This is a genomic window from Marinobacter sp. M5B, assembly GCF_042604615.1.
Classification (GTDB): domain Bacteria; phylum Pseudomonadota; class Gammaproteobacteria; order Pseudomonadales; family Oleiphilaceae; genus Marinobacter; species Marinobacter salarius.
On sequence record NZ_CP156894.1, the window covers coordinates 3,877,047 to 3,890,031 of the forward strand.

The 12,985-nt window shown below is 55.7% G+C and carries 12 protein-coding genes; 8 read left to right on the forward strand and 4 right to left on the reverse strand.

The genetic code is table 11. The features are described 5' to 3' along the window. The first annotated feature begins 183 nt into the window (after positions 1-183). Positions 184-648 (forward strand): hypothetical protein, encoded by a 465-nt coding sequence (locus AAGD24_RS17590; RefSeq protein WP_036210612.1) that lies wholly within the window; start codon positions 184-186, stop codon positions 646-648. Positions 649-758: 110 nt separating this feature from the next. Here AAGD24_RS17590 and AAGD24_RS17595 read toward each other — a convergent pair whose 3' ends face one another. After that, positions 759-1,292 (reverse strand): energy transducer TonB, encoded by a 534-nt coding sequence (locus AAGD24_RS17595; RefSeq protein WP_228210073.1) that lies wholly within the window; start codon positions 1,290-1,292, stop codon positions 759-761. Between the two features lie 252 nt (positions 1,293-1,544). On the opposite strand from AAGD24_RS17595, the gene AAGD24_RS17600 reads away from it, so the two are divergent. From AAGD24_RS17600 to AAGD24_RS17625, 6 genes are all read left to right on the forward strand, one after another. Next, entirely contained in the window at positions 1,545-2,606 is a 1,062-nt protein-coding gene (locus AAGD24_RS17600) for a PA0069 family radical SAM protein (protein WP_085678834.1), read from the forward strand. Between the two features lie 182 nt (positions 2,607-2,788). Then, positions 2,789-3,865, forward strand: coding sequence for a TRAP transporter substrate-binding protein (locus AAGD24_RS17605; RefSeq protein WP_036211050.1), 1,077 nt, complete (start codon positions 2,789-2,791; stop codon positions 3,863-3,865). 100 nt (positions 3,866-3,965) lie between these two features. Next, entirely contained in the window at positions 3,966-4,511 is a 546-nt protein-coding gene (locus AAGD24_RS17610; protein WP_036211047.1) for a TRAP transporter small permease subunit, read from the forward strand. Continuing rightward, positions 4,508-5,803, forward strand: a complete 1,296-nt coding sequence (locus AAGD24_RS17615; protein WP_036211044.1) for a TRAP transporter large permease subunit — start codon at positions 4,508-4,510, stop codon at positions 5,801-5,803. Before AAGD24_RS17610 ends, AAGD24_RS17615 begins: the two co-directional genes overlap by 4 nt. 285 nt (positions 5,804-6,088) lie before the next feature. Further along, entirely contained in the window at positions 6,089-7,408 is a 1,320-nt protein-coding gene (locus tag AAGD24_RS17620; RefSeq protein ID WP_228210072.1) for a cyclopropane-fatty-acyl-phospholipid synthase family protein, read from the forward strand. A 2-nt stretch (positions 7,409-7,410) separates the two neighbouring features. Further along, a complete protein-coding gene (locus AAGD24_RS17625; protein WP_036211038.1) occupies positions 7,411-8,541 on the forward strand; it encodes an NAD(P)/FAD-dependent oxidoreductase in 1,131 nt (376 codons plus the stop codon). 60 nt (positions 8,542-8,601) lie between these two features. On the opposite strand, the gene AAGD24_RS17630 is transcribed toward AAGD24_RS17625, so the two are convergent. Both AAGD24_RS17630 and AAGD24_RS17635 read right to left on the reverse strand, forming a co-directional pair. Then, entirely contained in the window at positions 8,602-10,305 is a 1,704-nt protein-coding gene (locus tag AAGD24_RS17630; RefSeq protein WP_228210071.1) for a choice-of-anchor I family protein, read from the reverse strand. Between the two features lie 181 nt (positions 10,306-10,486). After that, entirely contained in the window at positions 10,487-10,960 is a 474-nt protein-coding gene (locus tag AAGD24_RS17635; RefSeq protein WP_036211032.1) for a Dps family protein, read from the reverse strand. A gap of 227 nt (positions 10,961-11,187) precedes the next feature. Between AAGD24_RS17635 and AAGD24_RS17640 the strand changes: the two genes are divergently transcribed. Next, positions 11,188-11,463 (forward strand): DUF2061 domain-containing protein, encoded by a 276-nt coding sequence (locus AAGD24_RS17640; RefSeq protein ID WP_051947074.1) that lies wholly within the window; start codon positions 11,188-11,190, stop codon positions 11,461-11,463. A 20-nt stretch (positions 11,464-11,483) separates the two neighbouring features. Here the strand turns inward: AAGD24_RS17640 and AAGD24_RS17645 are convergent, their stop codons facing one another. Further along, positions 11,484-12,926, reverse strand: coding sequence for a dihydrolipoyl dehydrogenase (locus tag AAGD24_RS17645; RefSeq protein ID WP_228210070.1), 1,443 nt, complete (start codon positions 12,924-12,926; stop codon positions 11,484-11,486). Between the last annotated feature and the right edge of the window lie 59 nt (positions 12,927-12,985).

Consider the following 12,985-nt stretch of genomic DNA (forward strand, 5'->3'; position numbering starts at 1 on the left):
CATTTCGCGAGTACACAGATGGTTTACCGTCCAGAGGGTATCTCATCAGGCCGTGGGGGTCACCGGACAAGTTTAGCAATGTCGGCTAGACTTCTCGTACTGATGATGTAGTGATGAGTAGTAATGAGCAGTGACGATTCACATCCGCTCTCCGATTACCCATGTGGATAAGGAGCCTGGCAAATGGACATTAAAAGCTTTGAAGACCTGATTGAGTGGGCTCGCGAGCTCCACGCCCACCTGTCCCGATGTTTGTCGGAGTGCTCAACAAAGAACAAGGAGGAGCGAGCCCGGGCACTGCTGACGTATCTGTCGGACCATGAGGCCGAACTCGAGCGCATCACGGCAGAGTTCGAGAAACAGGCCGATTCAAAGGCTCTGAAAACAAGACTCTACGACTACCTGAACGACGAACACAAGGCCATCAAAACCCACCGCACCTGCGATGATCATTACGCCAGTCTCGACTTCGACAGCATTGTTCGTGAGGTGTTCGACTTCCATGATCAGCTGATCGACCTGTATGACAGCCTGGCCGGCAAGGCCGAGATTCCGGAAGCGAAAGAACTCGCCGAATCCCTACGCGCCATGGAGGAGAACGAAGCCATGCGGCTGGCGAGGCAGATTGGCATGATGGATGATGTTTGATGAACCCAAGGACTCGCGTCAGGAGAGTTAGAGATCAGACATACATGGGGTACCTGTCAATTCTGACCCTCGGGGTATACCCGAGACGGGCACCCAGGTCACATTTGGACCTAATAAGTGAATCTTGAATTATACGTATCGTCATCAACCTCTATTAATCTTCTTGCCTCGTCCGGCTTTTCGACCTTTGGCGCATCGCCATCGCCAATGAGTCTCTCAGACAGTGCATACCTAACAGGCTGCACAAATTGGCTTTTTTTTGAGAAACATCGACCTTCTTTAAGCAGAGGTCGTTCCTGGAAATGAGACTTGAGCTTGCTCCCTAGCAACATAGCCGCTTCATCCAAGGCCTTGTGCCCAGAACTGTCATGGATCGAAACATCGTCAATTTTACCTTGCTTACTGACACTTACGAGGAGCTCTACCGTGCCTTCGATACCGTTATCTCTGGCCTCGACAGGGTATATATAGTACTCATTGCTAACGGCGAGGATTCGAGTATGAAGGTGCCTTACTACAACCTCCTCTCCTTTGGTCCCTAATCGCTCCAAGTCGATGCAATCATTTGGAAAAATTTGATTCCTAGTACATCCGACCAAGAAGAAAACCAGAACCCAGATAAGAAAATTTTTATTATTTTTCAACCTAATGCTCCATACCACTTACATTAAAGCATGGCGATGATGCCACAACTTGTTAGCGAAAAAAGTCGACTTCTCCGCACACCCCCTTTCACAACCAATACCCCGAAAACGTACTAAGATCGGTCCAGAACGGAAACTCAGACGTTGACGTGTGCTTCTACCCTTCTTAAAACAACGTTACCTGCTTCCTGTTGCCAGCTCTCACCCTACCGACTTAAACTGTACATACATACAGCATTATGGGACCCGATGATGAAAACGCGCGCGACGCCGCTCAATCCACAGAATCGTTTCCAGCCCATAGTGACGGACCGCCAATACGATGATGGCTGGTATCAGGACCCCGCTGACGATACCTGCCCGGACTCACTGGCAACCGAAGTGGTGGATGAACAGGTGCGTACGATTATCAGCCGGAACCAGTCGCCGGATGTGCCGTTCGACCAGTCCATAAATCCGTACCGAGGTTGCGAGCATGCGTGCATATACTGCTTTGCCCGGCCTACCCATGCGTACTGGGACATGTCGCCGGGGCTGGACTTCGAAACCCGGCTGATCGCCAAACCCAATGCTGCGGAACAGCTTCGAAGGGAGCTCGATAAACCCGGCTACCGTGTGTCGCCAATTGCCCTTGGCGTGAACACCGATGCCTATCAGCCGGTTGAGAAGCATCGGGAAATTACCCGCGACGTCCTCAAGGTGTTGGTCGAGTATCGCCATCCGGTGTCCATTATCACCAAGGGGGCACTGATTCTGCGGGATCTGGACCTGCTGTCAGAACTGGCACATCAGGGCCTGTGTTCCGTTCGGGTCAGCTTGACCACCCTGGACAATACCCTGAAGCGCCAGATGGAACCTCGCACTGCAGCGCCGGCGACACGCCTGAAAGTCATCCGTGAGCTGGCCGCTGCCGGCGTACCAACGGGCATCATCCTGGGGCCGGTTATCCCGTTCATCAACGATCATGAAATTGAGAGCATTCTGGGGGCCGCAGCAGAGGCAGGTGCGGAACGGGCAAGCTGGATCATGCTTCGCCTGCCGCTGGAACTGGATGAACTGTTCCAGGACTGGTTGCAGCGGCACTTTCCGGACCGGGCGAGTCATGTGATGAATCGCATGCGCGATTTGCGGGGTGGCAAAAGTTACGATGCCCAGTTCGGGCGCAGAATGACAGGAACGGGCCCCTACGCAGATCTTGTCCGCCAGCGCTTCGCAAAGCGCGCAAGGCAACTGGGCCTGAACCTTCATCAGGCAGAGCCCCTTAGAAGCGACCTCTTCAGGCGTCCTGCGGGTGAGCAGATCGGATTGTTCTAGACCGGGAACATTACCTCATGCTGACCAGCGGGAGAAAGTCGTAAGACCTAGGTCGTACAGAGGCGGGTTTTTCGTTCCGTTTCTTAACGTTTGTTGATAACTTGAACTAGAATTAGGAGTTACTTTCCCAGACAGAGGGAGAGGCTCTCAACACAACAACGACAAAAGAGGCTAGAAGAGCAATGAAGATCCGTTCTGTTCTATCCGCGGCTGTGCTGGCTGTAGCAACTACCTTTGCTTCCACACAAGCCCTCGCTCAAGACACGTTTACCCTGCGCCTGGCCGAGACCTGGGGGCCCAACTTCCCGATTTTCGGTGACACCACCAAACGGTTCGCTGAAACTGTCGAAAAAATGTCCGACGGCCGCCTGAAGGTCCGCATCGACTCGTCAAACAAGCACAAAGCGCCCTTCGGTGTCTTTGATATGGTCAAGGCCGGCCAGTACGACATGGGTCATTCCGCGTCCTACTACTGGAAAGGCAAAGTACCCAACACCCTGTTCTTCACAAGCATGCCTTTCGGCATGAACGCGATGGAACAATACGCCTGGTTCTACCACGGCGGTGGTATGGAACTGATGCAGGAGGTTTACGAACCCCACAACATGCTGTCGTTCCCGGGTGGCAACACCGGCGTTCAGATGGGCGGCTGGTTTCGCAAGGAAATCAACACTCTCGAAGACCTGCAGGGCCTGAAGATGCGTATTCCTGGCTTCGCCGGTGAGGTGTTTGCAGAAGTAGGCGTTAATCCGACCAACATCCCACCGGGCGAGCTTTACACAGCCCTGGAACGCAACACCATTGACGCGGTTGAGTGGGTTGGTCCTTCCCTGGATCTGCGTCTCGGTTTCCAGCAAATTGCGGACTATTACTACACTGGCTGGCACGAGCCCGCCACGGAGCTGCAGTTCCTGGTGAACAAGAAGGTATGGGAAGAACTGCCAGCCGACCTTCGTGAAATCATGCGCGTCGCCATGCGCACAGCCTCCTACGACATGCTGGTTCACTCTCAGCACGCAAACGCAGAAGCCTGGGCCAACATCAAGGAAGAGTACCCGAACGTACAGATCAAGAAATTCCCTGAGGAAATCTTCCAGGCCATGCACGAGGCCAACGAGAAACTCCTGAAAGAAGCGGCAGCGAACAATGAGCAAGCCGCAAAGATTGTAAAATCCCAACAGGAATATCTTGAGAAGAGCCGGGCCTACACGGACATTTCCGAGCGGGCCTACCTAAACACGATGGCAGAAGTCGAGTAACATATCGGCAGTAACTGAGCCGGGATCGCTCTAGCAGTGATCCCGGTTTTGTCGTTTATAGCAATTGAAAAATCGCCGGCTCGCTGGCGGAGGACAATCAATGCGTTGGATTATCAAGCTGGACGAGGGCCTGGCCACCCTGTCCATTTTTTGCGGCTGGGTGGCCTGTGCCGCAATGATTCTGATGGCCGGTAACGTCTTCTACGACGTAGTAGCCCGCTACGCTTTCAATGAAGTTTCGATCGGTATGCAGGAAATGGAGTGGCATCTCTATTCCGTGGTGTTCCTGCTGGGCATCCCCTACGCATTGCGCACGGACGGCCATGTTCGCGTAGACGTTTTCTACACCCGCTGGCGTGACAAGACCAAGGCCTGGGTCAACATCGTTGGTGCTGTTATCTTTGTCATCCCCTTTGCCTACCTGATCTGGAACTACGGTTACGATTTTGCCGTTGAGTCCTACAGCATGGGCGAAGGCAGCGGCGACCCGGGTGGGCTACCCCATCGCTGGGTGATCAAGAGCGTGATCCCGATTTCCGCGGTGTTTACCGGCATCGCCGGGTTCAACATGGTGACCTTCGCAATACGGGTTATCTCCGGCGACAAGACCTATGAGCCCAAGCACGGCGCGGAGGGTCTCGCATGATCGGTATGATTATGTTCGGAGCCGCCCTCCTCCTGCTGATGCTGGGTTTCCCGGTTGCCTTTACCTTTGGCGGCGTTGCCCTGTTTTTCGGGATCTATGCCGAAGGCATGGATCTGTTCGCTTTCATGCCCTATCGCATCATGAGCGTCATGCAGAACACGGTGCTGATGGCGGTGCCATTGTTCATCTTCATGGGTGTGGTCCTGCAACGCACGCGGCTGGCCGAGCAATTGCTGACCTCCATGGGCCGCCTGTTCGGTGGATTGCCAGGGGGCCTGGCCATTTCCACCATCCTGGTAGGTGCCCTGCTCGCCGCATCAACGGGCGTCGTCGGTGCCAGTGTGGTAGCCATGGGTCTGATCTCTCTCCCCGTGATGCTGGCCCATAACTACGACAAGCGGCTTGCAACGGGCACTATCTGTGCGTCCGGCACACTGGGCCAGATCGTACCGCCTTCGATTATCCTGATTATCCTTGGCGACGTGCTCGGGCTCCCGGTTGGCGACCTCTTCAGGGCAGCCGTTATCCCAGGTGTGGTGCTGGTCGGTCTGTACATCATCTACATCCTTGTTCTCACCCGCTTCAAGCCTGAAACCGGCCCCGCCATGCCGGATGACAGCGGACTGTCACGGGGCAAGGAAATCCGTGCAGCGCTGCTGGCGATTATCCCGCCGCTGGCGTTGATCATCGTCGTACTGGGCTCCATCTTTGCCGGTATTGCCACCCCCACGGAATCTTCGGCGCTCGGTGGTGTCGGCGCCGTGGTGCTGGCCATCATTTACCGCCAGTTCTCCTTCAAGATGGTGTGGGATGCCTCAAAGGACACGGTGAAGGTCACTGCCATGGTGTTCGCCATCCTCGTCGGTGCAACCGCATTCTCGATGGTGTTCAGCTACACCGGTGGTGATTACCTGCTGGAAGAATGGCTACTGCAGCTTCCCGGCGAAAAATGGGGCTTCATCATCCTGGCCATGCTGGTCATCCTGGTGCTGGGCTTCTTCATCGACTTCGTGGAAATCTCGTTCATCATCGTGCCGATCCTGGCACCGGTGGCGGAAGCCATGGGCATCAACATGCTGTGGTTCGCGATTCTGATTGCCATGAACCTGCAAACCAGTTTCCTGACGCCCCCGTTCGGGTTCAGTCTGTTCTATCTCAAAGGCGTATCACCACCCGGTGTACAGACCACCGATATCTACAAAGGGGTACTACCGTTTATCCTGATGCAGGTACTGGTGCTGGCGATGATCGTGATTTTCCCGGAATGGTTTGGCATGAGTTCGACCTACTGACGTCGGCGCCAGTCGACAGCACACCAACAAGCCGGGGCCGTGCAGCCCCGGTTTTTTTCGCCCGCCATTCCCGCTTTTACCCCTTTTACCTATTGCCCCAATAGCAACCCTCCATTCTTTGGTGTGTGGGGGGATATGACAAAACACGCTTGTTTTCTATACTAAAGACGAAGCAGGCGATTCTCAGTTGTGATATCGGGACACGCCCTGATGCTGAATCACTGTCGGCCAAGCCCGCCGACTTCAGTCCGTGATTAACCAGCTGGAAAAGGGAGATATGTATCCATGAGCCAAAGCACCGCCCGGAAGCCCCCAGCGTCCACCAACGACCGACCGGAGGACAGGCCTCACGTCCTGACGTTGCCCCTGGAAGAGCAGCAGGCGGACCGTGAGCCTCACAGTTATGAACGCTGGCTGATCGCCAAGCTGATGCGCATGGCCGGGTCACCGCCGCTACGGTTCCAGTTGTGGAACAACGAATTCATTGACCCTGAAGAAGGCCATGCCCGCTTTACGCTCAAACTGACAGACCCCAAGGCGCTGTTTACGCTGGTTACCAACCCCAACCTGGCGTTTGGAGATCTATACAGTGCAGGCAGACTGCAGGTAGATGGCGACCTTTCGGAGCTGATGGAGACACTTTACCGCTCGATTCACAACGCAAGGCAGAAATGGCCCAAATGGCTGGAAGCCCTGTGGCGCAACCACAACCCCCGCTCTACTGGCGTTTCTGAAGCCCGGGAGAACATTCACCACCATTACGATCTGGGCAACGAGTTTTACCGGCTCTGGCTGGATCATGCCGAAATGCAGTACACCTGCGCCTATTACGAAACGCCGGAGTTGACCCTGGAACAGGCCCAATTGGCCAAGCTGGAGCACGTTTGCCGCAAGTTACGGCTGAAACCCGGCATGACGGTTGTGGAAGCCGGCTGTGGCTGGGGTGGTCTGGCGCGTTATATGGCCCGGAATTACGGCGTGAAGGTGCATTCCTACAACATCTCGAAAGAACAGCTGACGTACGCCCGGGAAGAAGCCAGGCGTCAGCAGCTGGACCACCTGATTGAATACGTTGAAGATGACTACCGCAACATCAGCGGCCAATATGACGCCTTTGTGTCCATCGGCATGCTGGAGCATGTCGGCAAGGACAATTACCTGGCGCTGTCGGAGCTTATCAGTCGTTCCCTGAAGCCGGACGGCCTGGCGTTACTGCACAGCATCGGTCGCAACCGGCCCATGTTGATGAACGCCTGGATCGAGAAACGCATCTTTCCGGGTGCTTACCCACCGAGTATCTCTGAGTTCATGGGTATCTGCGAACACAGCGACTTTTCGGTGCTGGATGTCGAAAATCTCAGACTGCACTACGCACAGACGCTGACCCACTGGATGGAACGGTTCAGAAGCAACATGGACAAGGTCACAGAAATGTACGACGGGCACTTTGCCCGGGCCTGGGAAATGTACCTCGCCGGCTCCATAGCCGCCTTCCGCGCCGGGTCACTGCAACTGTTCCAGGTGGTCTTCACCCATGGCGGGAACAACCAGCTGCCACAAAACCGCCAGGACATCTATTCGTCCCCCGCAGCTCCGGAGGCATAATCATGGACTACTACGACCTGATTATCGTAGGTGCCGGGCCTGCCGGCTCCACCCTCGCCCACGCACTGCAGGACAGCGGCAAACGCATTCTGGTAATCGATAAGCAGGACTTTCCTCGGGACAAGACCTGCGCCGGCTGGGTTACTCCTGCGGTGATGGACAGTCTCGATATCGACATCAACCACTACGGCACCGGACGAACCCTTCAGCCCATCCGGCGGTTCCGTATAGGCATGATGGGGCAATCGGCGGTGGAAAATGACCACGGTGAGATTGTCAGCTACGGCATACGACGCTGCGAGTTCGATGCGTTTCTTCTGGACAGGACAGCCGTGCCGAAGCAACTGAACACACCGGTCAAGTCCATTGTTCGTCGCGATGGCAACTGGGTGATCAACGATACCTGGGAGGCGCCCCTGATCGTAGGTGCCGGGGGCCATTTCTGCCCGGTGGCGAAGCTGATGGGAGACGGCCCCGGCAGCCACGAAGTCGTAGTGGCGGCCAAAGAGGTGGAATTCGAGATGACGCCTCAACAGGCCGAGGTGTGCGAAGCTCGTGGCGACACCCCCGAGCTCTGGTTCTGCCGCGACCTGAAGGGCTATGCCTGGGTGTTCCGAAAAGGTAATTTCCTCAATATCGGCCTTGGCCGGGAAGACAATCACAAACTGACCGAGCACCTCAACGCCTTCGTGGAGGAAATGAAATCCGAAGGACGCATACCGGCCGATTTACCGGGCAAGTTCAAAGGTCATGCCTACCTGCTATACGCCCACGCGGAGAGACAACTGGCCGATGACGGCCTGCTGTTGATCGGGGATTCCGCCGGCTTGGCCTACACCCAGAGCGGCGAGGGTATTCGCCCTGCCATCGAGTCTGCGTTGATGGCGGCGGACATTATTCGCGACCAGGAGGATTATTCCGCCCAGGCACTGCAGGCCTACGGCGAAGCTATTGCCAGCCGTTTTGGTAATCGCGCCATGCCTCAGGATGAGGGCTGGCAAGTGCCGGACTGGGTCAAAATGCCATTGGCCAGTACCCTGATGCGGTCTCACTGGTTTACCCGCAAGGTGGTCACCGAAAAATGGTTCCTGCATCAGCAGGTGCCACCACTGGCGACGGTCTCCCAGGGTTGAGAGAACGTATAGAACCGGATCGGGCAGTACCCGGTCCGGTTCTCCTTATCACGCCGACGGTCAGTCAGCGGCCAGTTCAATCACATCGATACCATACAGAGTGGTCGTGCCACTCACCTCGTTGCCTACCGCTAACATTGGCTTGCCATTGGGGCTGTCCCCAGCAGCGATAAAGGCAAGCCCCTCGGGCCCAAGATCACCCGCCATTCCACTCTCAAGATCGGTCTGGGAGGCAGAGAAGTCGCGGTTATTGAGGTACTGGACGAATTCCGGGTTCTGCGGATTGGTCACGTTATAGACCATGATGCCCCCAACCCGTTCAAGGCCGATAAAGGCAAAGGTCTGGCCATTAATGGTACCCACGGTGACCGCCTCAGGCTCTGGTCCCTTATCGTCGGAGCGGTTGTCGAACGCATTTTCGTCATTATTGCTGTTGAAATTGTCCGGGATCAGGCTCGCGGTAATGCGCTCGAATTCACTGCCGCTGTCGAAGACCCGCTCGCCGGTTTCCGACCAGATTGAAAACGAACGCGCACCGTAGGCGTAGAGCTCACTGTAGACACAGTTATTCTCCACATAGCCCCGGTCATACTCACCGCCCACGAGAATGACGTTGGCAGGATCGCTGGGCGCGCAGGAATTGCCAAAACCCAGGGTGGATGTGACGTTCAGGCGTCCCAGGTTAGCGTCTTCCTGCAACTCGGCAGCGTTCGGGAAGGCCATGGCATCCAGCGTCAGGTCGGCGACGCGGAATTCCTCACTGAAGCCGTCGTAATCCCGGGAATCACCCTCGTTGGCGGTGATGTAATAGGTTTTTCCGTTAAAACCGTAGCTGGTCATGGCATCCGGATGGTAAATGCCTTTCACCGGCCAGTTGCGAATGTTGATGCCGCTGTCGTCGTTGCTGGCATCCAATTCGTTGCCGATGATGCTGTGATCCTTGAAACCCAACGGAATAATGGCAGTAATCTCCCCGGCCGCGATGTCCAGTTCGGCAACGGCATTTGCCTCCTGCATCGCGACCCAGGCTTTTTCACCGTCGATAGAGATCGCAATGTATTCCGGCTCCAGATCCTGTGCCAGAGTGGCGCCCGGCCCGAACACTCTCAGGCCCTGTTCCATAAGTTCGGCCAGCTGACCGTTGAAGCTGGCGAACCCGGCCGTGGTGACCGTCGCCGCAGCCACGCCGTTGGACAGGTCAACAATGCTAACGGAACCCTCCGGGTCAACACTGTAGTCATCACTGGGTTCGCCCTCGTTGGCCACCAGGAGCTTCTGGCCATCGCGGGTAAACGTCAGCATATCCGGCAGGGCGCCCGCCTCTACTTCACCCACCTTGTTCAGGTCGGTGCTGTTATAGAACACCACCTTGCCGTTGTCCTGCTTGACGTTGGCTTCAATGGCGACGGCCACGAGATCGCCGTAGACCGCCACGCTGTTCGCGGAAGCACCTTCGGCGGTGGCATCAATGGTGCTGAGCTTGACCGGCATCTCCGGGTCCTGGATGTCCAGCACGTCCACGGTTGAATCGTTGGCATTGATGACAAACAGACGCTGGTTGGCCGGATCGTGAGCCACGATTTCCGCTGCGCCTTCATCGAAAGCACCACTTGCATAGGTGCCGAGGGTATTCAGCTCAATCAGGGTCTGGCTGGTGCCGGGCGAACCCGCGCTGCCATCGTCGCCGTCATCACCGTCGCAGGCCGCCAGGCCCAGGGTGGATGCGAGGATGGCTGCCGTAAGGAGTGAGTTCTGGAATGTCATGTTTGCCTCTTCTTCTGTCGATACACGTGTGGTTGTACACGACACTTTATGGAGAAGAGGTGACAGAAATGCGTCACTTTTAAGTCAGAACTGCTCAGGAAAGGTGGTATCAGCAAAAAAATGGCGACCGTGCGGTCGCCATTATCAACACTTGCTCAAGTGATTGAGAGCTTCAAGGGCTTTATTGGCCGAGGTAGCTACGGTACATCCATACCGTCTTTTCCTGCTGAGAGATGTAGTCGCTCATCAACGCAACGGTGCCCTCGTCGTCCGCATCGCCAGCCAGGTGAAGCAACTCCCGCTGCTTACCAATCAGCTTGGCGAAGCTCTCCACGATGTTTTCAACAGCATCCTTACCATCGGCCACATCCTTTCGCTCAGGCACCTCGGATTTTTCGATGTAGGTGCTGTAGGCGTGTGCAGGCCTGTGCCCGAGGGTCAGCACCCGCTCGGCTATCTCGTCAATCTTCAACAGCAGGTCGTCATAAAGCTCTTCAAACTTGGCATGCAGTTCGAAAAAGTTGTCACCTTTGATGTTCCAGTGATAGCCACGAACGTTCATGTAGAAGATCTGGTAGTTGGACAGCAGATCGTTCAGTGCGTTCGCCAGGCTCTGGGTCTTTTCAGTGTCCAGACCAATAAAGTTCTTGCTCATAACGTGTCTCCTTGACAGTTACCGGAATGTACTGGTGGCTAATCTAACCAGGAATCGTGAATAGATAAAGTTTAGTTATCCAATCTTCTTGATAGCTCTTACTAATCTTTGGCAAGACCAAGTAATAGCTAAGGACTATCAAAAATCTGCGTATTATTTATTTAACAACGATTCTCAATTGCTGTTGAATGGACCCATATCCATCGCACTTGCGGAGCTGACTGACTATGAGTGCCCTGAAGATGTTTTTCCATGACCATGGTTCAAAGGGTGACAACTCGTTGCTGAAAACCATCACATTCGCCATTACCCACTTCACCGTGGCCTTTACCGTTGCTTACCTGCTGACCGGCGACATACTGATTGGCAGCCTGATTGCCATGGTAGAACCAGCGATTAACACGGTGGCCTATTTCTTTCATGAAAAGATATGGGCGCGGAAGCAGCAGATTGCAAGGGGCGTCTCTGGTGCGGAGGCAATCCCGGTTGCCCGGAGTTTCTGATCAGGGCCATTTCCCAGACTCTAACCACCCGGGCCGCAATCCAGGCAATGCTCAATCGGTTGTGGCCCAATATCCAGCTTGCGGTTGAGGTCACGCAATGCCGTACGAACTCCTTCCTCAATTACCGGGTGGTAGAACGGCATGGTCAGCATCTCGCTCACCGTCATGCGCTTCTGCAGAGCCCAGGCCAGCAAGTGTCCGATGTGTTCGGCTGCGGGGCCAAACATCTCCGCGCCCAAAAATAACCCACTGCCCCGCTCACCGTAGACATGCAACAAGCCCTTATTAGCGCCAATAACGCGGCTGCGCCCCTGTCCTTCGAAAGAAACCTCACCAACGGCATAACCACCCTTACAACGCTCATCGACTTCGTTGAGGGTCATACCCACCGTGGCAATCTGTGGATCGGTGAACACGATGCCCAATGACACCCGGCGCAGTCCGGCCCGCACATCCGGATACCGAGCCGCGTTATCGCCGGCTATTCGCCCCTCATCAGCCGCCTCATGGAGCAGTGGCACTTCATTGTTGGCATCTCCAGCGATAAAGATATGACTGTCACCGCACTGAAGCGTGTAACGATCGAACAGCGGTGAGCCATGATCATCCTCGGCAATATCCGCGTTCTGTATATCCATACTGTCGACATTGGGGCGACGCCCGGTGGCTGCCAATAGATAGTCGAAAGTTTCCGTGGTTTCACTGCGATCCGCTCCCGAAAAGCGAATACGCACGCCGTCGTCCGTTCGCTCAACCGACCGGACCTTGGCGCGGGTATCCAACGGAAATTCTTCATTGAATGTTTTCAGCGCGTAGTTGCGGATCGCTTCCTCCTGAAGCGGCCCAAGACTTCCGCTGACACCAAACATCCGCACCCGAACCCCCAGCCGACTGAGCGCCTGCCCCAGCTCCAGGCCAATTATGCCGGGACCGAACACAGCGACGGACCCAGGCAGGTCGTCCCACTCGAAAATGTCATCATTCACCACCAGTCGGTCCTTGGCGTCCTTGAGAAAGCCGGGGATGTTCGGCCGGGAACCGGTGGCAATGACCACACGGGCGGCCTCCACCTCCACTTTCTCGCCGACAACAATTCGGTGAGGCGACAGGAACCGGGCCTGGCCGCGAAGCCGGTGAGCCTCGGGAAACCCCTCTACGGCCTCCACCACAAAGCTGACGAACCGGTCCCGCTCCCTGCGGACACGCGCCATCACCTCCTTGCCATCAATTCGGATGTCACCGGGATGAACACCAAACGTAGGTGCCTTGTGCAACTGATGGGCACTGTCGGCCGCCGCAATCAACAGCTTGCTGGGCATACAGCCGACACTGGCACAGGTGGTACCGTAGGCACCCCCTTCAATCAAAACGATACTATCCGTATGCTTTCGGGCAGCGCGATAGGCGCTCATGCCAGCGGTACCCGCGCCAATAACAGCGACATCCACTTTGCGTTTTTCCACGTCTACAACTCCCCTCACCGCCTACAAAATTCATGGTTCTGCCTCAGTATAGGAGTGAA